Origin of the sequence: Myxococcus sp. AB025B (genome assembly GCF_006518215.1) — a bacterium.
Lineage (GTDB): Bacteria > Myxococcota > Myxococcia > Myxococcales > Myxococcaceae > Myxococcus > Myxococcus fulvus.
Genome location: NZ_SRLW01000128.1, coordinates 1 through 19659 on the forward strand (window position 1 = coordinate 1; position 19659 = coordinate 19659).

General features: G+C 71.7%; 14 protein-coding genes. 5 read left to right on the forward strand and 9 right to left on the reverse strand.

Annotation, left to right across the window (positions count from 1 at the left end; translation table 11 throughout):
* Both FL311_RS21710 and FL311_RS21715 read right to left on the reverse strand, forming a co-directional pair.
* Positions 1-1049, reverse strand: a 1049-nt coding sequence (locus tag FL311_RS21710) for an AAA family ATPase (RefSeq protein WP_141327567.1), incomplete at its 3' end; no start/stop codon positions are given.
* Positions 1046-2290: an exonuclease SbcCD subunit D C-terminal domain-containing protein gene (locus tag FL311_RS21715; RefSeq protein WP_141327568.1), complete on the reverse strand. Its 1245-nt coding sequence runs from the start codon at positions 2288-2290 to the stop codon at positions 1046-1048. The genes FL311_RS21710 and FL311_RS21715, both read right to left, overlap by 4 nt.
* Positions 2291-2526: 236 nt before the next feature.
* On the opposite strand from FL311_RS21715, the gene FL311_RS21720 reads away from it, so the two are divergent.
* The gene (locus tag FL311_RS21720) at positions 2527-3165 is read left to right on the forward strand and encodes a hypothetical protein (RefSeq protein ID WP_141327569.1); all 639 of its coding nucleotides are present in this window, start codon (positions 2527-2529) and stop codon (positions 3163-3165) included.
* Here the strand turns inward: FL311_RS21720 and FL311_RS21725 are convergent.
* The 3 genes from FL311_RS21725 to FL311_RS21735 form a co-directional block, all read right to left on the reverse strand.
* Positions 3156-5906, reverse strand: coding sequence for a PQQ-dependent sugar dehydrogenase (locus tag FL311_RS21725; RefSeq protein ID WP_141327570.1), 2751 nt, complete (start codon positions 5904-5906; stop codon positions 3156-3158). The genes FL311_RS21720 and FL311_RS21725 overlap by 10 nt on opposite strands.
* A 129-nt stretch (positions 5907-6035) precedes the next feature.
* Positions 6036-7919: a hypothetical protein gene (locus FL311_RS21730; protein WP_141327571.1), complete on the reverse strand. Its 1884-nt coding sequence runs from the start codon at positions 7917-7919 to the stop codon at positions 6036-6038.
* Between the two features lie 7 nt (positions 7920-7926).
* Entirely contained in the window at positions 7927-8652 is a 726-nt protein-coding gene (locus tag FL311_RS21735) for a lysophospholipid acyltransferase family protein (protein WP_141327572.1), read from the reverse strand.
* Between the two features lie 498 nt (positions 8653-9150).
* On the opposite strand from FL311_RS21735, the gene zwf reads away from it, so the two are divergent.
* Genes zwf through gndA form a run of 3 tightly spaced genes read left to right on the forward strand, consistent with a single transcriptional unit; the run spans position 9151 to position 12818 of the window.
* A complete protein-coding gene (zwf, locus tag FL311_RS21740; protein WP_141327573.1) occupies positions 9151-10692 on the forward strand; it encodes a glucose-6-phosphate dehydrogenase in 1542 nt (513 codons plus the stop codon).
* Positions 10689-11360 carry a 6-phosphogluconolactonase gene (gene pgl, locus FL311_RS21745; protein ID WP_141327574.1) on the forward strand — a complete coding sequence of 224 codons (672 nt, stop codon included), beginning with the start codon at positions 10689-10691 and terminating at the stop codon, positions 11358-11360. The genes zwf and pgl overlap by 4 nt, the downstream gene beginning before the upstream one ends.
* Positions 11361-11381: 21 nt before the next feature.
* The gene (gene gndA, locus FL311_RS21750; RefSeq protein ID WP_141327575.1) at positions 11382-12818 is read left to right on the forward strand and encodes an NADP-dependent phosphogluconate dehydrogenase; all 1437 of its coding nucleotides are present in this window, start codon (positions 11382-11384) and stop codon (positions 12816-12818) included.
* Here the strand turns inward: gndA and FL311_RS21755 are convergent.
* Genes FL311_RS21755 through FL311_RS21765 form a run of 3 tightly spaced genes read right to left on the reverse strand, consistent with a single transcriptional unit; the run spans position 12815 to position 16607 of the window.
* Positions 12815-13423, reverse strand: coding sequence for an HMA2 domain-containing protein (locus FL311_RS21755; protein WP_141327576.1), 609 nt, complete (start codon positions 13421-13423; stop codon positions 12815-12817). The genes gndA and FL311_RS21755 overlap by 4 nt on opposite strands.
* A gap of 11 nt (positions 13424-13434) precedes the next feature.
* The gene (locus FL311_RS21760; protein WP_141327577.1) at positions 13435-13674 is read right to left on the reverse strand and encodes a hypothetical protein; all 240 of its coding nucleotides are present in this window, start codon (positions 13672-13674) and stop codon (positions 13435-13437) included.
* Positions 13671-16607 carry a cation-transporting P-type ATPase gene (locus FL311_RS21765; protein WP_141327578.1) on the reverse strand — a complete coding sequence of 979 codons (2937 nt, stop codon included), beginning with the start codon at positions 16605-16607 and terminating at the stop codon, positions 13671-13673. The genes FL311_RS21760 and FL311_RS21765 overlap by 4 nt, the downstream gene beginning before the upstream one ends.
* A gap of 302 nt (positions 16608-16909) precedes the next feature.
* Here FL311_RS21765 and FL311_RS21770 point away from each other — a divergent pair, with 302 nt between their 5' ends.
* Positions 16910-17998, forward strand: a complete 1089-nt coding sequence (locus FL311_RS21770; protein ID WP_141327579.1) for a YcjF family protein — start codon at positions 16910-16912, stop codon at positions 17996-17998.
* A 1-nt stretch (position 17999) separates the two neighbouring features.
* Here the strand turns inward: FL311_RS21770 and FL311_RS21775 are convergent, their stop codons facing one another.
* Complete coding sequence (locus FL311_RS21775) at positions 18000-19646, reverse strand: acyl-CoA synthetase (protein ID WP_194869307.1); 1647 nt, start codon at positions 19644-19646, stop codon at positions 18000-18002.
* Positions 19647-19659 lie beyond the last annotated feature (13 nt).

A 19659-nucleotide genomic window follows, 5' to 3' on the forward strand; every position in this document is an offset into this window, starting at 1 on the left:
CCCACCGCCTGGAAGGCCCGAGCCCTCGCCGCCTCCACCTCCTCCGCGCGCGCTCGCCGAGCCGCCTCCGCGTCCTCCCATCGCCGCCCCGCGACCTCCGCCGCCGTCACCACCTCCCGGAACGACTCCGCCGCGCGCACCTCCTCCAGCTTCCTCGCCCGTGGCGCCGCCGCCTCCAGCGCCTGCGCCGCCCGGGCCTCCTTCTCCTCCGCCTCACGAAACGCCCGCACCAACGCCGAGCGCTCCGCGTGCCACGCCGCCGCGCCTTCCGCCTGCTGGAGCTTCGTCTCCACCTCCGCCCGCGCCCGCGCCTCCTCGACGAGCCGCTCCTCCGCCGCCCCGCGCTCCTGTGCCTCCATCAGCACAATCGCCGCCAGCCCCTGCTCCCGCTTCGCCAGCGCCTCCTGCTCCGCCTTGTTCTTCTCGTGCGCGCGGATGGACAGCCGGCTGTACACCTCCGTGCCCGTCATCCGCTCCAGCAGCTCCGCGCGCTCGCTCGCGTCCGCCTTCAAGAAGGCCGCGAACTCTCCCTGCGCGAGCAGCGCCGAGCGGCGGAACTGGTCGAACGACAGCCCCAGCCGCTCCTGGATGGCCACCAGCACCTCGCCCTTGGTGCGGCCGAACTGCTGCCCCGAGGCCACCTCCGTCAGGCTCATCTCCTGTGGCCGGAACCGTCCCTCCGCCCGCCCACGCGCCCGCCACACGTTCCAGCGCGCCCGGTAGCGCTTGCCGTCCTTCCCCTGGAAGTCCACCTCCGCGAAGCCCTCGGCCGCGCCCCGCCGCAACATGCCGCGCACGTCGTACGCCGACAGCCGCGCCTCCTCCTCCTCGTCCGCGCGCCCCACCGGCACGCCGCCCCGTCCCCCCAACCTCGGCGTCCGGTCGAACAACGCCAGACACAGCGCATCCAGCAGCGTGCTCTTGCCCGCTCCCGTCGCACCCGTAATCGCGAACAGCCCCAGCCGGTCGAGCGGAGGCCGGTCCAGCTCCAGCTCGAAGTTCCCCGCGAAGCTCGTCAGGTTGCTGCCCCGGATGCCGAGGACCTTCATGACGCGTCCTCCTGCACCTGCGTCAGCAGCGTGTGGAACGCCTCCAGCAACCCCTCCGTGGGAGGCTCCTCGTAGTCACGCGCATACCGCGCCCGGAACACGTCCTCCGGCGTGCGCTCCCGGAGCGACAGCCCCGGCCGCGCCTCCGCCAGCGCGCCCCCTGTCCCCGTGTACGCGGGCGTCAGCTTCACCAGCCGCGCCGCGCGTCCCTCAAGCGCCTTCTCCACCTTCAGGCGCAGCGCCGGCTCGGGCCGGGGCAACGAGACGCAGACCTCCAGATAGGGACGCCGCCAGTCCGGCACGCCCTCCTCCATCGCCGGCAGCGCCTCCAGCAACCCCACCACCTCCTCGAGCGTCGCCGCGTCCCGCGCGGGCACTCGCACCATCTCCGCCCGACGCGGCACCGGCACCGACTCCACGGCCTCCAGCACCCCGTCCTTCAAGTCCACCACCAACACCTGATGGCGATAGTTCGCCTCCGACAGCGACAAGGGCAACGGAGAGCCGCTGTAGCGAACGCCCTCGCGTCCCCCCACGCGCTGCGCCTTGTGCAGGTGCCCCAGCGCCGCGTACGCGACGTCCTCGGGGAACAGCTCCACGGGCAGCGCGTGCTGATTGCCGCCGAGAATCTTCCGCTCGCTGAGCTCCGACAGCTCCGAGCCCGTCATGTAGCAGTGCCCCATGGCCACGAGCGCCTGCCCCGGCCGACGCCGGAGCCGCGCCGCCTCCAGCACCTCCTCGTACACCGCCCTCACCCCCGCCACGAGCCTGTCCCCGACCTCCTCGCGCACCGGCGGCAGGTCCGAGGGCCGCAGGTACGGCACCGCCGCCACCCACGCGCCCACGTGCCCCTTCGCGTCGTGCACCGGCACCAGCAGCCGCTCCAAATCCAAGACGCCGCCCGCGCGCGGCAGTCCACCCACCACCTTCACGCCCAATGCCGCGAACAACGGGTCCGGCGCATCCAGCCGCGCCGCCGAGTCGTGGTTGCCACCGATGACCACCACGTCCAGCCGGGGCAGCCGCCGGCGCGCCTTCGCGATGAACTGGTACCACGCGGCCTGGGCCTCGGCGCTGGGGTTGGAGGTGTCGAAGATGTCGCCGGCCACCAGCAGCGCGTCCACCGCCTGGGCCTCCAGCGTGTCCAGCAGCCACTCCAGGAACGCGCCGTGCTCCGCCTCGCGCGAGACGTCGTACAGCGTGTGTCCCAGATGCCAGTCCGACGTGTGCAGCAAGCGCATCCCGCGTTCACCCTCCCTCACCCCACGGCACTCGGGTCGGCCGGCAGCCTCCTTCAGGGAAGCCATCCGCTCCAAGCGCCAGGCGCCTGCTCCCTTACACGCTCCCTCTGACATGTGCCCAGGGCACTGCAATTCCAGGGGGTTGCCGAGCCACCCTGCCCCGCGAGTCTCGAAGACACGGAAGAACCCGCTGGGGAGACTGGCCCGCCAGGTCCCGGACGGAGATGCTTCGCGCCATGTCCTCCGAGCACGCCCCGTACCTCATGCTCGCGCTGATGGTGCTCATCGCCCTCGGCATCATCGTCCTGGGAGCCCGGGAGAAGCGCCAGCAGCGGCAGGCCTGGCGCATCTTCGCCACCCGTCAGGGCTGGACCTTCAGCCAGGCCCGAGACGCCCTCGAGGTGCAGGGGCTCTACCGCGAGAAACAGCTCTCTCTGCTCACCGAGAAGCACGGCACCGGCAAGGGCGCCCGCTTCGTCACGGTGCTGCGCCTGGAGCTGACCGACGCCCTGCCCGAGGAGCTCCAGCTCGAGACGGAGACCGTCGGCGACAAGTTCCTCAAGCTCTTCGGCAAGGTGGACGAGGAGGTGGGCGATGCGGCGCTGGACTCGGCCCTGAGCCTGCGCGACCTCTCCCCCAGGGCGCGGGAGCTGCTCCTGACACCCTCCCTGCGCGAGCCCCTGCTGCGCGCCCACCGGCACTACCACCGCCTCTCCATCATCGCGGGGATGCTGGAGGTGGCGAAGGAGGGCGTGCCCACCGCCCATGAGGAACTCGAGGCCCTCGTCGCCCCCGCACTTGCCCTGGCGGACGCCCTGCATCTGTCCACCGGGCAAGCGCTCCCACCCCACTCGCGACGACGCGCTCAGTCCTGACGACGCCTGCGGCGCATCAGCGCCAGCGCCGTCAGCGCGGCCCACGCCAGCGAGCCCACCGGCGCGCTGCCGCACGAGCAGCCACTGTCCTCATCCGAGTCCGGCGGGCTCATCCCGCCATCGGAGCCCGTGCCTCCGTCCAGCCCCGTCCCCGCATCCGGCTGTGAGCCCGCGTCGGGCTCCTGCTGCGGGACCAGCGTGCAGTCGCCCTCGCCCACGCACACCTTCACCTCGACCTGGTGCCGCTGTCCCGAGGTGTCCACCACGGCGAAGCGCACCAGGTGTCCCCCGGGCGAAAGCTCCGTCGTGTCCCAGCGGTTGTGCTCGCCGCCGAAGTGGAAGTGGTTGTCCGTGCGCTCGTCGACGTAGCGCTGCACGCCGTCCACGAAGAACTCCGCGCGCGTGCAGCCCACGTCATCCTGGCAGTCACCGTAGAACTCAGCGCCCGCACCGGACACACGCTCGTCCGCGGTGGGACGCGTGAGGACGGCGACGGGCGCGTCGTCCTGCTTCACGGTGACGGTGAAGGACTGCGTCGCCTCGGGCGCCACGTTGTTGGCCACACGCACGGTGACGGCCTCGCCCGGGGTCGACACCGCGGTGGGCGTCCAGGTGATGCGGCCCGTGGCCGCGTCGATGGACATGCCCGTCGGCGCGGTGGTGAGCGAGTACGTCGCCGCGGGTCGGGCCCTCGCCTCCACGTCATAGCGATACACATTGCCCACCACGGCCTGCGTCGGCGCGGTGGAGGTGATGATGGGGGCCAGGTCCTCGTCGTCCACCTCCGTCGCTGTCACGGTGCGCGCGTCCAACCCCGAGCCCACCACCGAGAAGAGCGCGACGCCGTCCTGGTTGTCCGCGTCGGCGGCGGCCCGCAGCGTCACCGTCTGGGGCGCACTCCAGTTGCTCGCGTTGAAGATGAGCGAGCCCCCCGACTCCACGGAGAGGTCCGCATCGCCCGAGGCGCGGCTGACGGTGACGGTGACGGTGCCCACCGGCTGGCGCGTCAGCGATACGTCGAACGTGGCCGTACCGGCCTCGGGGACCGCGACGTTGCTCGAGGAGAGCACCAGCTGCGCGGAGTTGTCCTCGATGGTGGTCGCCAGCACGGACTCGGACGTCAGGCCGCTCGACGCCACGGTGAAGGTGGCGGTGTCTACCTCGTTGTCCGCGTCCTCCAGGGCGTCAATCGTCACCACGCGAGGCGTGCTCCAGTCCCGCGGCGTGAAGGTGAACGTCGCCACGCCGGACACGCGCAGGTCCGAGCTGCCACCCGGCGCGCGGAACACGTCGACCACCACCGACGTCGTGGGGGCCTCCGCCAGGCCCACCGTGAACGTCGCCTTCCCACCCTCCATCACGCGCGGGTACAGGTTCGTCACCACCAGGCGCTGACCCGTGGTGGTGGGGACGATTCGGCGCAGACGCCCACCCGAGACACCGATGGTGTACAGCGCGCCGTCCGGCCCCACCGAGGCGTCCACGTACGACGTGAAGCTGGTCCCCCAGATGTCCACCGTCGCCACGGTGTTGTCCTGGGCCAGCGTGGCGCGCATGAAGGTGGCTTCGTTGTAGTCGCCGAAGAAGTAGTTGCCGCGGTACTCCGGCGGAAAGAGCGTGGCGTCGTAGAACACGCCGCCGTTCATGCAGCCGCCCAGCCGCTGGGTCTTCGCGGTGCCACCGCCGCTCGTGGCATCCGGCAGACCCGACTGCAAGACCGTCACAGTGGTCCCGCTGGGGACGCTCGCGACGTAGAAGTCCCCGTTGAACGAGGCATCGCCCACCCCTTCGAGCGTGAGCTTCTCGCCCTTGCGGAAGCCGTGATTGCCCGTGGTGGTGAAGGTGGTGACGCCGCCCGCGCGCGCGGCCCCGGTGGCCGTGAGGGTGCGGGTGTCGAAGCCGTTGGTGCGGTACTTGATGACCGGGGTGATGTAGTCGTTGCCGGTCGGCTGGTTGTTCTCGTAGTCGTTGTAGCCGGCGTGCCCGCGCCGGGGCACCACGAAGGTCTGCTCGTAGCCGGTGCCCACCACGTTGACCCACAGCTGGCCCGTGCTCGGCTGGAACGTCAGCGTGAACGGATTGCGGAAGCCGCGCGCCCAGATGTACTCGTTGTTCGGACCGACGCCATCGTTGAACGGGTTGTCGTTGACCGGCGTGCCGTCACGGTTGGCCCGGCCCACCTTCGCCGCCAGCGACGTCAGGTCCGCGTCCACGCCCGTGCCGTTGCCCAGGTCACCAATCGCGAAGTACAGCTTGCCGTCCGGCCCGAAGCCGATGCCGCCGCCATCGTGGTTCTCTCCACGGGTCGGCAGCCGCGAGACAAGCACCGTGCGCGCCGTGCCCACGCCGTTGACGTCCGTGTAGCGGACGATCTGCTGCTCCGTCGCCGACACGGTGACGAAGACATAGACGTAGCGGTTGGCCACGTAGTTCGGGTCGAACGCGATGCCGATGACACCGCACTCGCTGTTGGTGTGGACCGCGGGCTCCGTCGCGAACAGGCGGGTCACCAGCGTGGTGTTCCCCGGCTGCGTCTCCGGGAGACCGTCCTTCAACGAGACGACCCGGATGGGACCGTTCTTGAGGGTGATGAACAGCCGGCCCGAGCCATCCGGCGCCCACGCCATCCCCGTCGCCTGACTCAAATCATTGGAGGTGTAGACAGTCTCGACGAAGCCCGAGGGGACCGCGGCCCAGACGGGCGCCGCCAGGAGCAGGAGCAGGGGGACGAGTTGGCGCATGGGACGGGAAGATACCGCACACGTCGTGCAGCCCTGCTCGGTCATCCAGACGCAGGACACCCGAGCACTCAGCCCCACCGAATCCTTTCAGCGAGGCTGTGCAATCCAACCCCGGGCGATGCCATCCACCTACCAGTCGGTCCCGGTGACGCGATACATGACGGCCGAGCTCAACGGACAGTCGAACAGTCTCTCGAAGGCGCGGGCGCGCGAGAGCAGCAGGCGCTCGGCGGGGCTGTGCTTGCGCACACTCACCCAGCGCGGCGACAGCGCGCGCAGTCGGTCGAGATACACACCGTCGTTCCCTTCGTGATTCACGTACTCGACGCGGTTGCGCAAATCCCACGTCCAGTACTCACCGAGGAACGACGTGGCGCTGTCGTACGCCACCACGTCACCGGGCCGCAGCTCCCGCTCACGCAGGCGCGCCGCCTCCGGCGTCCACAGCCAGCCCATGCGCATGCGCACCCGGTCCTCGTCGCGCAGGGACGGGTCCGCGCGGCGCCCCATCGTGGGCAGCACCTGATACCCCACCGAGGCCTTCGCATAGGACGCCACACAGAGGAACGCCGCGAGCGCGGACAAGAGGACCTGGAGGTAGCGCGTCCCCACCTGACGGTGCAGCACCGCGAAGGCGACGAGCCCCGCCGCGGGCAGCCCCAGCGTGAAGCGCCCCCACCACGCCGCGGGCACCAGCACGGACAGGCCCGCGAGCAACGGCAGCGCGAGCCGCGACAGTCGCTCCCGGCTGAACACCGCCGTGGCGCTCACCCACAGGAGCGCGGGCAGCAGGAGGTACGGGAAGAGCCAGCCGAAGGCGCGCTCGCGCACGTCCGGCCAGTACATGCCCTCCGGCGCGGTCCAGCTGCGCACCATGCGCTCGAAGGCGCCGGGCGCGCCGAAGAAGGCGGGAGGACCGGCGATCTCCTCCGCGCCGATGGGCCCCTCGAGCTCATGCCCGAGCACCTTCATGCGCGCGGGCCAGAAGGGGTTGCCCGTGCGGACCGAGTTCTCCACGTACGTGGGCGCCCCCATCCACAAGAGCAGGAGCAGCGCGAGCCCCGTCTGCCCCAGCACCCGCCCTCGCGCCCCCTTCGCCGCGCGCAGCACGAGCACGCCCCTGACGAGCAGCAGCGGCGACACGAGCGCGAGGTGGAAGAGCCCCGTCACCTTGGTGCCCGCGTACAGGCCGAGCGCCAGCAGCGTCAGCGTGCGCGCGGTGGGGCTCCAGTCGCGCTCGGTGAGGAAGTAGAAGGCCGTGATGAACAGCGCGCCCGCGACGACGTCCGCGTGCGTGGTGTGGAGCTGGAGGGCCACCGCGGGCAGGGCCAGCCACATCGCGCCCAGCGACGCGGACAGCGCGGGGCTGGCGCTCGCGCGACGACAGAACGCGGCCACGGTGAGCGCGCCCAGCAGGCCGAAGGGCAGCTGCGCCAGGTCCTCCAGCCGCGAGTGATGGGGCAGCAGCACGTGCCAGACGGAGAGCAGCTCGGTCAGCTCGGGGTAGCCGTTGACGTACCAGACAGACGTGTCCACCCAGGTGATGCGGCCCGTCTGCACCGCGTAGCTCGTCTTCGGCGTGTGGTACCAGACGACGTCCCAGGCCCAGTTGGGGAAGTGCCACGCGATGGAGCCGGAGACGATGAGCGCACACGCCGCCGGCAACAGCGCCCACGCGGCCAGCTCCTGACGCGCGAGGATGTCGCGCCACAGCCGCACCGGCGCCGTCACATCCGACACGAGCCGAGAGCGCAGCTCCGCGAGCCCCACCCTCCGCGCGCTCCAGCCGAGCATCCCGCCGTGGAGCGCGAAGCCCCCCAGGGCCAGCTGGAGTCGACCGAGCTGCCCCACGAGCCCCAGCGCCTGCACACAGGTGAGGACGCTCGCGGTGCCGAAGAGGAGCGCGGCCATCCAGCGCTCCAGCGTGGAGCGCTCACGCAGGAGCGCCGCGGACAGGGCCCACGCGGCGACCACCGCCCACGACGTCTCCAGCGCCCAGAGCACCCAGCCCATGCGAGGCTCAGCCGTTGGCGGACAGCGTGCGCTCGTACAGCCCGCGCACCCGCTCCGCCAGCTCGACGGGGTCCTGTCCCAGCGACTCGGGCGGCAGCGGCGGCAGGACGCGCACGCGCATGGACGCGCGGGCGTTCAGCCACGGGCCGTCGCCCTCGAGCAGGTCGGTGGTGCCCTCCACGACGACAGGCACCACGGGCACGTGCTCCTCCACCGCGAGCTGGAACGCGCCGCGCTTGAAGGGCAGACGCTGGCCGCCCTTCGCGTACGTGCCCTCGGGGAAGATGAGCACGGGCATGCCTCGGCGCAGCCAGCGTCGGCACGGGTCCAGGAGCTGCTGCATCGCCTGCGACGAGCCGCGGACGATGGGCACGTACGCGAGCAGCGTCATCATCCAGCCCACCAGCGGCAGCGAGAACAGCGACGCCTTCGCCACGAACTTGTACGGGTGGTACAGCCCCATGACCGCCAGGATGTCCATGGCGGACTGGTGATTGACCACGATGACGCAGGGCCCGGAGGGCAACAGCTCCTTGCCCTCGAAGCGCGTGCGCCAGAACGGCGACACGTGCAGCCACAGCCCATGGCACCAGTGACACACGAGCCAGTGCAGCATCCGGCGGTCCTTGTCGACCGGATAGGTGACCAGGAGCAGCAGCGCCCCCAGCGTGAAGAGGATGGGCGCGGTGGTCAGGAAGACGAGCCAGAACCAGATGGTGATGACGTACTTCATCGCGGAGGGCTCATGGGTGCGTGCTCGGGACGGGGGCGCATCGGCTCACCGACATAGCGCGACCCGGCTGGCACATACAGCAGGGACCTCCAGCGCACGAGGATGCCCCTCCGACAGGCGGGCAGCCAGCCGGCGAGGGGCGACGATATCCCGAGTGAGCCCCGCGCAGCACCCGGGACTCGGACAGGCCTCCTCGCGGAGGACCGGGTCCGCCGTCGGCTGGAGGCGGCGTCATCCGTCCCGGGCCGCAAGCGTGCACGCGCATCACTCCGCCCAAGCCCGACAACTCCTGCCTGGGCCGAAGCACAGGCGATGGCGGCGCGAGGATAACAGCCATGGCGAGGGGGCCCTCCGACTGTTAGAGCAGGCCCCTGGGGAGCGCTTTCGAACGCTCCAGACGTCACGCGCACGTCACTGTACGCACCTCTGGCTTGCCGCGAGGCGACGAGGGGGGCGTAAGGTGGCCGCCCACGGCAGTCACATCGAGGAGGCAGCGGAATGGACGCGCAGGGCCTGCACATCGAGACGCATCCCCGAGAGGGAGACCCGCTGCTCAGGGCAACGAGACCGGACCCCTGCACGGTGGTGCTGTTCGGCGCGACGGGGGACCTGGCGCAGCGCAAGCTGTTCCCCGCCCTCTTCGAGCTGGCGCGCGCCAACCTCCTGCCGGACCACTTCTCCGTCGTCGCCTTCAGCCGCTCCACCCTGGACAACGACGCCTTCCGTCAGCACGTGAAGGAGGGCCTCCAGAAGTTCGCGCGCACCCAGCCGCTCGACGAGGCCACGTGGCAGAAGTTCGCCCCGCGCCTGGAGGGTGTCTCCGGCGCCTATGACGACCCGTCCGCCTTCGCCCGCCTGCGCGAGAAGCTGGAGCAGGTGTCCAAGCAGCAGGGCACCCAGGGCAACCAGCTCTACTACCTGGCCACGCCCGCCTCCACCTTCCCCCAGATCCTCCACGGGCTCGCCGAGGCGGGGCTGCTCAAGCGCGAGGAGCGCCCCCACCAGACGCCCTGGCACAGGCTCATCATCGAGAAGCCCTTCGGACGGGACTTGGAGACCGCTCGCGAGCTCAACCGCGAGCTGGCCGCGGTGCTCGACGAGAAGCAGATCTTCCGCATCGACCACTACCTGGGCAAGGAGACCGTCCAGAACATCCTGGTCTTCCGCTTCGCCAACGCCATCTTCGAGCCGCTGTGGAACCGCAACCACATCGACCACGTCGAAATCACGGCGGCCGAGCAGATTGGCGTGGAGGGCCGCGGCGGCTTCTACGACGAGACGGGCGTCATCCGGGACATGGTGCAGAACCACCTGCTCCAGGTGCTCGCGCTGTGCGCCATGGAGCCGCCGGTGTCCTTCGGCGCGGAGGACATCCGCGACGAGAAGAACAAGGTGTTCCGCGCGCTGCGTCCGGTGGAGGGCAAGGAGGTGTCGCGCTCCGTGGTCGCCGGGCAGTACGAGGGCTACCTGGGGGAGAAGGGCGTGAAGCCCGACTCGCGCACGCCCACGTACGTGGCCATGAAGCTCAGCGTGGACTCGTGGCGGTGGGAGGGCGTGCCCTTCTACCTGCGCGCCGGCAAGGGGCTGAAGAAGCGGCTGACGGAGGTGTCCATCCACTTCCGCTCGGTGCCCATCGGCCTGTTCTCCGGCGAGGGCGCCACCTGCCAGCGCCTGCAGCCCAACGTGCTCACGCTGCGCATCCAGCCCCAGGAGGGCATCGCCCTCTCCTTCGAGTCCAAGGTGCCCGGTGAGGACGTGAACATCGCGGGCGTCACCATGGACTTCAACTACGCGGAGAGCTTCAACAAGCCGGTGCCGGAGGCGTACGAGCGGCTGCTGCTCGACTGCATGCGCGGCAACGCCACGCTCTTCGCCAGGCAGGACAGCGTGGAGCAGGCGTGGGCGTACGTGACGCCCATCCTCCAGGCGCTCGAGTCCGGCGAGGGCGGGACGCTGCACCCCTACGCCCCCGGGAGCATCGGGCCGCAGGCCGCCTCCGCGCTGCTGGCCCGCGACGGCCGCCGGTGGACGCTGCTATGAGCGCGCTGCCTCCGCGCGTCGTGCCCCCGGAGTTGCTGGCCCGCGAGGCCGCGGAGTGGATGGGCCGCGCGCTGCAGACCTCGCTGGCGATGAAGCGGCGGGCGAGCCTGGCCCTGTCCGGTGGCAGCACCCCGGCGCCGGCGTACCGCGAGCTGTCGCGACTGACGCTGCCGTGGGAGCGGGTGGACCTGTACTTCGTGGATGAGCGCTTCGTGCCGCCGGACCACCCGGACAGCAACTACCACCTGGTGGAGGAGGCGCTGGTGGGGCCGTTGCGGCTGTCGCCCTCGCAGGTGTTCCGCATGGAGGGCGAGCGCGAGGACCGCGAGGCCGCGGCGAAGGACTACGAGGCGCGCCTGCCCGATGTGCTGGACGTGGTGCTGCTCGGCATGGGGGAGGACGGGCATACGGCCAGCCTCTTTCCCGGCCACCCGGCGCTGGAGGAGCAGGGCCGGCGCGTGCTGTCCGTCGTGGGCCCCAAGCCGCCGCCCTGGCGGATGACGCTCACGATGCCGACGCTGTTGGCGGCGAACGCGGTGCTGATGCTGGTGGCGGGCGCGGGGAAGAGGCAGACGGTGCAGCGGGCGCTCGGGCGGGATGCCGCGCTGCCGGCGGCCCGGGTGACGAATGCGCAGTGGATGATGGACACCGCCGCCGCGGGACGGTGAGCGGGCCTTGTCGGAGGAATCATGAGTGCGGCAGCGAGCGCCCAGACGGGCGCGCAGTTCGGCGTGGCGGGCATGGGTGTCATGGGCGCGGCCCTGGCCCTCAACATCGCGGACCATGGCTTCCGGGTGGCGGTGTGGGACCGGCATGCGGAGCGCATCGACGAGATGCACCAGCAGCACGGGCATCCGTCGCTGAAGGGCTTCGCGTCGCTGGAGGACTTCGTGAAGGGGCTGGAGCGCCCCCGGCGAATCCTGCTGATGGTGACGGCGGGCACGGCGGTGGACCAGATGATGGAGCGGCTGTTCCCGCTGCTGTCGCCGGGCGACGTCATCCTGGACGCGGGCAACTCCTGGTTCCAGGACACGCGGCGGCGCGAGGAGCTGTGCAAGTCCAAGGGCCTGCACTTCCTGGGCGTGGGCGTGTCCGGCGGCGAGGAGGGCGCGCGCCACGGCCCGTCCATCATGCCCGGCGGCCCCCCGGAGGCGTACGCGCTGGTGAAGCCGGTGCTGGAGGCCATCGCCGCGCGCACGGACGAGGGCCTGTGTGTCACGCACGTGGGGCCGGATGGCGCGGGCCACTTCGTGAAGATGGTGCACAACGGCATCGAGTACGCGGACATGCAGCTGCTCGCGGAGACGTACGACGTGCTGCGCCGGGGCCTGGGGCTGTCGGCGGAGGGCGTGGCGGAGCTGTTCACGAAGTGGAACCAGGGCATCGCCGAGTCCTTCCTCCTGGAGACCAGCATCAAGGTGCTGCGCAAGAAGGACGCGGAGACGGGCAAGCCGCTGGTGGACCTGGTGCTGGACAAGGCCGGTCAGAAGGGCACGGGCAAGTGGACGGTGCAGGTGGCGCTGGACCTGGGCGTGCCGGTGCCCTCCATCGCCTCCGCGCTGGACGCGCGCAACCTGTCCTCGATGAAGGACCAGCGCGTGGCGGCGAGCCACAAGCTGCCGGGGCCCGTGGCCTCGCTGTCCGCGGAGGAGAAGGCGGACCTGGCGGCGTGGGCCCATGACGCGCTGTACGCGGCGCGGGTGGTGACGTACGCGCAGGGCCTGCGGCTCATCCAGGCCGCGTCCGACGAGTACCAGTGGAGCATCTCCCTGGCGGAGATGGCGCGCATCTGGCGGGGCGGCTGCATCATCCGCGCGAAGCTGCTCACCCCGCTGCGCGAGGCCTTCACGAAGCAGCCGGACCTGCCCAACCTCCTGGTGTCGGACGCGTTCGCCCCGGTGCTCGAGAGGCTGGCGCCCGCGTGGCGCAAGCTGGTGGGCACGGCGACGAAGGTGGGCATCCCCGTCCCCGTGTTCAGTTCGTCGCTGGCGTACCTGGACAGCTACCGCAGCCCGGAGCTGCCGCAGAACCTCACCCAGGCCCAGCGCGACGCCTTCGGCGCGCACACGTACCAGCGCCGGGACAAGCCCGACGCCGGCTTCGTGCACAGCGACTGGAACAGCTAGGAGGGCTCGCCCGTCGGGACGTCATCGTCGAGGGACGGTGACTCCCGGGGCCCGGGGCGCACCGGCGAGGCCGTGTTGCCGATGGCGGTGCGCTCCACGCCCGAGAAGGTGGCGAAGGCCCACCACGCCAGGTTGAACCAGTCCGGCGTGGGCAGCTTCTTCGTCGCAATCACCTTGGCCGCGCCCGCCACCGCGAAGCCCAGCGACGCGAGCGAGCCCAGGTCCACCTTGCCTCCCGTGGCGCGGAGCACCTCCACGTCCAGCCCCTTCACGAAGCGGCTGGTCGCGAGCGCCACGTCGCTGCCCATCGCCAGCGCCTCCAGCAGCACCTCCTCCTCGGGTGCCTCCTCGCCCTGGCGCACGACGAGCTCCACGCCGGTGAGCCTCCGCACCATCGCGAGCACGTCCTCCAAATCAAGAGCGTCCGCGTCGTGGAGGACCAGGACGCTGCCGGTGAAGGGGCGCACCTCCACCTCGTCCACGCCGCGGATGCGCAAGAGCCCCTCGGCGAGCTCGTTGGCCACCGAGCCATGCTCGCGCAGCCACGGGAGCCGCAGCCGCACGCGGCCGGGCAGGACATGGACCACATAGATGAAGCGCGACACGGGCAGCCTCCTCAGGCCTCGGCCTGGCCCTGGGGGTGACCGTTCGCGGCCCGCCGGGCCCGGGCCTTCGCCTCGGCCAGCAGGTCCTCCAGGTCCTCCTGCCTGATGGCGGTCCTCGACATCACCATGTCGCCGAAGCGGTAGGCGGCGGTGGCCAGCTCCACCAGCAACGGGCGCAGGTGCTTGCTCAACATCACCGAGCCGGCGCCAGCGGTGTAGCCCAACAAGAACGACGGGAGATGGAACGTCATGGGGAAGCCTCCGCGAAAGCGGGGATGAGGAAGGGACGACGATGCGCCGCGCCCCGGGGGACGCGGCGGGAGAGACCGTGAAGCGCCCCGGGCAGCACCCACCCCGCCGTCACCCCACCGAGGGTGAGCCATGACGGCGGGGGCAACCCCAGCACGGCGCGCAGCGGGGGCACGGTGAGCGCCAGGGCCTGCATGGCCACCGCGCCGCCCACCCACAGCGTGAAACGCCCGGAGTCCAGCGAGCGCCCCCGAGCCCCGGTGCGAGGCGCCCGGCACACCGAGGCGTACCCCAGCTGCGCGGCGGTGAGCATCCCGAAGGCCAGCGGCGGTCCGCCCAGAACCAGGCCCGCGGCGCCCAGGCCCGCCAGCAGCAGCGCGTCGCGCACCACCCGCCGCGACATGTCGCGCGTCAGCAGCGGCGCGTCGGGAGGCGCGGGCGGCCGGTCCAGGATGTCCGCGTCCCCTGGCTCCAGCGCCAGCGCGAGCCCCGGCAGGGTGTCCGTCAGCAGGTTGAGCCAGAGCAGCTGCATCGGAGCGAGCGGCTCCCGGCTGCCCACCAGCGAGGCACCCACCACCAGCGCCATCTCCGACAGGTTGGTGGCGAAGAGGAAGCGCAGCGCGCGGCGCAGGTTGTCCTGGACGATGCGCCCCTCTCCCACCGCGTGGAGGATGCCGCGCAGGTCCTCGCCCGCCATGACGATGTCCGCCATCTGCCGGGCCATGTCACTGGAGCGCGCGCCCACCGCCACGCCCACGTCCGCGGCCTTCAGGGCCGGTGCGTCGTTGATGCCGTCGCCCGCCATGGCCACCACCTCGCCACGCGCGCGCAGGGCTCGCACCAGCGCCATCTTGTCCTCGGGCGCCACCCGCGCGAGCACCGCCACCCGGTCCAGCCAGTCCCCGCCCCAGTCTCCGGCCAGTCGCTCGGTGAGCTCCCGGCCCGTGAGCGTCTCGCCTCGCAGGCCCACCTCCCGCGCGACGGCCTCGGCCGTGTGTCGCTGGTCCCCGGTGAGGAGGATGGTGCGGATGCCCGCGACGCGGGACTGGCGCAGCGTCTCCTCGGCCCCCTCGCGCAGCGGGTCCCTGAGGCCCATGAAGCCCACGAAGGTGTAGTCGCCCTCCGGCGCCTCCGCGTGCTTCGCGGCCACGCGTCGCCAGCCCAGCGCGAGCACCCGCAGGCCCTCCCGGGCCAGCGCGCGGTTGCGCTCGAGCAGGCGCTCGTGTCCCTTCGGGCCCAGCGGGCCTTTCGAGTCACGGGAGCACAGCCGCACCACCTGCTCCGGCGCGCCCTTGATGAACGCCACGCCGCCGCCCGGCGCGTCGTGCAGGCTCACCACGTAGTGGATGCCATTCGTGCGCTCCAACAGGCGACGCCGCGGGAAGGCCTTGCGCAGCGCCGCGCCATCCAGCCCCGCGGCGTGCGCGGCGGTCACCAGCGCGCGCTCGGTGGAGCTGCCCGCGATGATGACCTCGTGCCCGTTGCGGTGCACGTCCACGTCGCTGTTGAGCAGCGCCGCGGCGAGCGCCAACGTCGGCACATCCTCCAGCACCGCCTTCGGCTTCGCGCGCAAGGAGGCGAGGTCCACCGGGCCCGCGCCCACGTCCAGGACCTCCAGGCACATGTCGTTGCGCGTGAGCGTCCCCGTCTTGTCCGTGCAAATCACCGTGACGCCGCCCAGCGCCTCGGCCGAGGACACGCGGCGCACCACCATGCCGCGCGCATGCAGGCGTTGCATCGAGCGCACCAGCGCCGCGGTGGCGACGATGGGCAGCCCCTCCGGGAGCGCCGCCACGCCCAGCGCCACCGCGCCCCGCAGCACCTGTCCCATCGGACGTCCGCGCGCGAGCCCCACCACGCCGGACATCGCCGCGGCGCCCACGGAGAACAACGCCACGCGCTTGTCGAGCCGCTCCAGCTTGCGCGACAGCGGCGTGGGCGGCGAGGCCGTCTCCTCCACGAGCTTGCGCACCCGCGCCAGCACCATGTTCCCGCCCGTGGCCACGACGACCGCGCGCCCATGTCCCGACGCCACCACCGTGCCCGCGTGGAGCATGGAGTGACGCTCGGCCAGGGGCGCGTCCCCGTCCACCGGCTCCGCGCCCTTGGCCTGCGGCTCGCTCTCGCCGGTGAGGGGCGCCTCGTCCACGCTGAGCCGGTGCGCCTCCAGCACGCGCGCATCCGCGGGGAGCACATCCCCCGCGCGCACGAGCAGCACGTCCCCCACCACCAGGTCCGCCGTGGGCACGGCCTGGAGGACACCGTCGCGCAGCACCTGCGCCTGTCCCGCCTCCAGCTTCTGCCACGAGGCGAGGAGCGACTCGTTGCGCCGCTCGATGCGATAGCCGATGCCCGCGTTGAGCCCCACCACCGCGAGGATGGCCGTCGACTCCAGCACGTCCCCCGCGAGCGCGGACGCCGCCGCCGAGCCCATCAACAGCCCCATGGGCACGGTGGCCACCTGCGCGCGCAGGAGCGACCACCGCGAGCGCGGCGGCACGCCCGCCACCAGGTTCGCCCCCTGACGTCGCAGCCGCGTCGCCGCCTCCCGTCCAGACAGGCCGTGCGCGTCCGTCCCGCTCCGATGCAGCGCCTCGTCCACGCTCAGCGCGTGCCACGCCACCTCGTCACGAGACGCGGAGACCGGCGCGGGACGCCGCTCGCGCGCGACAGCGGGCCCGGTGTCCTCGGGAGTCTCCTTCAAGCGCGTGAGCAGCGGAGCGTCGGGGCCGTAGCGCACCAGCACCCGGCCGCTGCGATGCTCCGCCTTCACCTCCTCGATGCCGGGCCAGGTGTGGAACGTGCGCTCCAATCGACGTCCCAGGTGGCGGTCACCCAACAACCCCGGCACCACCAGCCGGAGCCGGCGCGAGGCCACGGCGTGCCGAGCCACGCTCGCGGGCGCCGCCCTGCCATCGATGAGGAACACCACCATCCGCCACACCCCCGGAGGGCCCAAGGTGAGGGCCCACGCCCCGCGCGGCCATCCGACGGGGCGTGCGTATCCATGCACGGCACCGGACAGTCGCGCGGGGAGCCCCCCGGTCCGCCAACGGCCCGCGGCGCCGAGGCGCCCCGCACGTGTCCCATGACAGCGGGTGCGAGGGTGCGTCCGGAGGCCGGCTCGCCCGCCTGGACGCACCCTCGCGTGCATCGTGTCGGACGGCCCAGGTCCGCTAGGCTTGTCCCCAGAGGCCCGTTCCGCGCGGCCGGGACGAAGGACCCACGAGGCGTGTCATGGAGCTCCAGCTCACCGAAGAGATTCGCAAGCAGGTGGATGAGGCCTTCCGCAGACGCGGGCGGGTCAACATCGTCATCGCCGGGCGCAGCGGCGTGGGGAAGAGCACGCTCATCAACGCCGTCTTCCACGGGCGCATCGCGGACACCGGCCAGGGCCGCCCCGTCACGCAGGAGACGCGCGAGTACACGAAGAGCGACGTCCCCGTGAGCATCCTCGACACCCGGGGCCTGGAGCTGGGCGCCTACAAGCAGACGCTGACGCTGCTCGAGGACCTGGTGGCCACGCGGGGCCGGGACGCGGACGCGACGCGGCACCTGCACTGCGCGTGGCTCTGCATCGGAGAGGACTCTCGACGCGTGGAGGATGGAGACCTGGAGGTCGCGCGCATGCTCTCGCGGCACATGCCCGTGGTGGCGGTCGTCACCAAGGCGCGCAACGACCAGGGCTTCCGCGCCGAGGTGGAGCGGCTCCTGCCCATGGCCCGAAACGTCATGCGCGTGCGCGCGCTCCAGGAGACGGACGACGAGGGGAACACGCTCCAGGCCAAGGGGCTCGTGGAGCTGGTGGAGCTCACCATGGAGCTGGTGCCGGAGGGGCAGCGCAACGCCTTCGCCGCCGCGCAGCGGGTGAGCATCGAACAGAAGCGCAAGCGGGCCCACGGCATCGTCGCCAGCGCGGCCGCGGCTGCCGCGGCCATCGGAGCCACCCCCATCCCTTTCGCCGACGCCGCCCTGCTCGTCCCCACGCAGGTCGGAATGCTGGCGGGGATTAGCAGTGTCTTCGGCCTGCCGCTCACCGAGGCCTTCCTCTCCACGCTGGTGAGCTCCGTGGCCACGGGGCTGGGCGCCACGTTCTCCGGACAGGCCATCGTGTCGGGCCTGCTCAAGGTCATCCCCGGCGCGGGCACGCTGGTCGGCGCGCTCATCGCCGCCTCCACCGCCACCGCGCTCACCACCCTGTTCGGTGAGGCCTATATCGCCGTGCTCTCCCGGCTGATGGAGCGGCGCGCCGGGGAGATTCCCCTCGTGGAGGACGTCATCAGCGCCTTCAGGGAAGAGCTGTCCCTGCGCCGCGCCTCGGCCTGAGTCACCCGGGCCTGGGCGGCGTGGCGCGCAGCTCCGCGCGGCGAATCTTGCCGCTCACCGTCTTGGGCAGCTCGAGCGCGAACTCCACCTCGCGCGGATACTTGTACGGCGCGGTGGTGCGCTTGACGTGCTCCTGGAGCTCCTTCGCCAGCTCGTGCGACGGAGTGAAGCCCGGCGCCAGCACCACGTACGCCTTCACCCGCTGGCCCAGCTTGTCGTCCGGCACGCCAATCACCGCGGACTCCGCCACCGCCGCGTGCTCCAGCAGCGCGGACTCCACCTCGAACGGCCCCACGCGGTAGCCGGACGTCTTGATGACGTCGTCCGCGCGGCCCACGAAATAGAAGTAGCCGTCCGCGTCCCGCACCGCCCTGTCGCCCGTGACGTACCAGTCGCCTCGACGGCAGGCCGCGTTGGCCGCCGCGTCGCCCAGGTACTCCTGGAACAGCCCCACCGGCCGCTCCGGCGCCACGCGCACCGCGATGTCCCCCTCCTGCCCGTCCGCCACTTCCTGGCCCGCGTCGTCGATGACGCCCACCGTGAAGCCCGGGGACGGCTTGCCCATGGAGCCCACGCGCGGCTCCACCGAGGGGAACATGCCCACCACCACCACCGTCTCCGTCTGCCCGTAGCCCTCGCGGATGTGCAGCCCCGTGGCCGCCTTCCACGTGTCGATGACCTCCGGGTTGAGCGGTTCGCCCGCGCTCACCGTGTGGCGCAGGCTCGACAGGTCGTGGGCCTTCAGGTCCTCGAGCACCATCGCCCGCCACGCCGTGGGCGGCGCGCAGAAGGTCGTCACCTGCTGGGACGCCAGCACCTTCAGGAGCCTCCGCGGCTCGAACCGCCCCCGGAAGTCGTAGACGACGTTGCACGCGCCCTGGCTCCACGGCCCGAAGAGCTTGCCCCACGCGCACTTGGCCCAGCCCGTGTCGCTCAACGTCAGGTGCCGGTCCTCGGGCGTCAAATCCAACCAGTAGCGCCCGGTAATCACGTGGCCCAGCCCGTAGCTGGCGTGCGTGTGCAGCACCATCTTCGGCATGCCCGTGGTGCCGGACGTGAAGTAGATGAGCAGCGGGTCCTCCGCGCGCGTGGGCGCGAAGTCCTGTCCGTGCGCGCCCGTGCCCACGGTGCCCGACTCGTAGCGGACCCACGGCGCCGGCGCGCCCTCCCCCACCGCCACCCACGTCTCCACGCGGCCGGTGCCCGCGAGCCCCTCGAAGCGCTCCAGGCAGCTTGTGTCCGCGATGACCGCGTTCGCGTCCGCCGCCACCAGCCGGTAGCGGATGTCCTTGACGGTGAGCATGGGCGTGCCCGGCATGAAGACGATGCCCGCGCGGATGCAGCCCAGCACCAGGAACCACCACTCCGGCACCCGGGGCATCATGATGAAGAGGCGGTCCCCCTTCTTCAGCCCCAGTCCCGTGAGGAACTGCGCCGCGTGCAGCGAGCGCTGCTTCACGCCCTGCCAGGTGAAGCGCTGCTCGCGGCCCGTCTCGTCCGACCAGAGCAGCGCCAGCGACTCCCCCCGCTCGGCGGCGTGCCGGTCCACCACGTCCGTGGCGAAGTTGAAGTGCTCGGGCCGCTCCCACCGGAAGTCCCGGTGGGTCGCCGCGTAGTCGCGCATGTTGCGAGGGGTGGACTGGGCCATGCGGGCGAGCCTG

Excerpts from the sequence above, each read along its gene's own strand:
- FL311_RS21765 (WP_141327578.1), bottom strand. The coding sequence starts at position 16,607 with ATGGTGGTGTTCCTCATCGATGGCAGGGCGGCGCCCGCGAGCGTGGCT.
- FL311_RS21725 (WP_141327570.1), bottom strand. The coding sequence starts at position 5,906 with ATGCGCCAACTCGTCCCCCTGCTCCTGCTCCTGGCGGCGCCCGTCTGG.
- FL311_RS21730 (WP_141327571.1), bottom strand. The coding sequence starts at position 7,919 with ATGGGCTGGGTGCTCTGGGCGCTGGAGACGTCGTGGGCGGTGGTCGCC.
- FL311_RS21760 (WP_141327577.1), bottom strand. The coding sequence starts at position 13,674 with ATGACGTTCCATCTCCCGTCGTTCTTGTTGGGCTACACCGCTGGCGCC.
- FL311_RS21770 (WP_141327579.1), top strand. The coding sequence starts at position 16,910 with ATGGAGCTCCAGCTCACCGAAGAGATTCGCAAGCAGGTGGATGAGGCC.
- FL311_RS21720 (WP_141327569.1), top strand. The coding sequence starts at position 2,527 with ATGTCCTCCGAGCACGCCCCGTACCTCATGCTCGCGCTGATGGTGCTC.
- FL311_RS21735 (WP_141327572.1), bottom strand. The coding sequence starts at position 8,652 with ATGAAGTACGTCATCACCATCTGGTTCTGGCTCGTCTTCCTGACCACC.
- gndA (WP_141327575.1), top strand. The coding sequence starts at position 11,382 with ATGAGTGCGGCAGCGAGCGCCCAGACGGGCGCGCAGTTCGGCGTGGCG.
- FL311_RS21715 (WP_141327568.1), bottom strand. The coding sequence starts at position 2,290 with ATGCGCTTGCTGCACACGTCGGACTGGCATCTGGGACACACGCTGTAC.
- FL311_RS21775 (WP_194869307.1), bottom strand. The coding sequence starts at position 19,646 with ATGGCCCAGTCCACCCCTCGCAACATGCGCGACTACGCGGCGACCCAC.
- zwf (WP_141327573.1), top strand. The coding sequence starts at position 9,151 with ATGGACGCGCAGGGCCTGCACATCGAGACGCATCCCCGAGAGGGAGAC.
- pgl (WP_141327574.1), top strand. The coding sequence starts at position 10,689 with ATGAGCGCGCTGCCTCCGCGCGTCGTGCCCCCGGAGTTGCTGGCCCGC.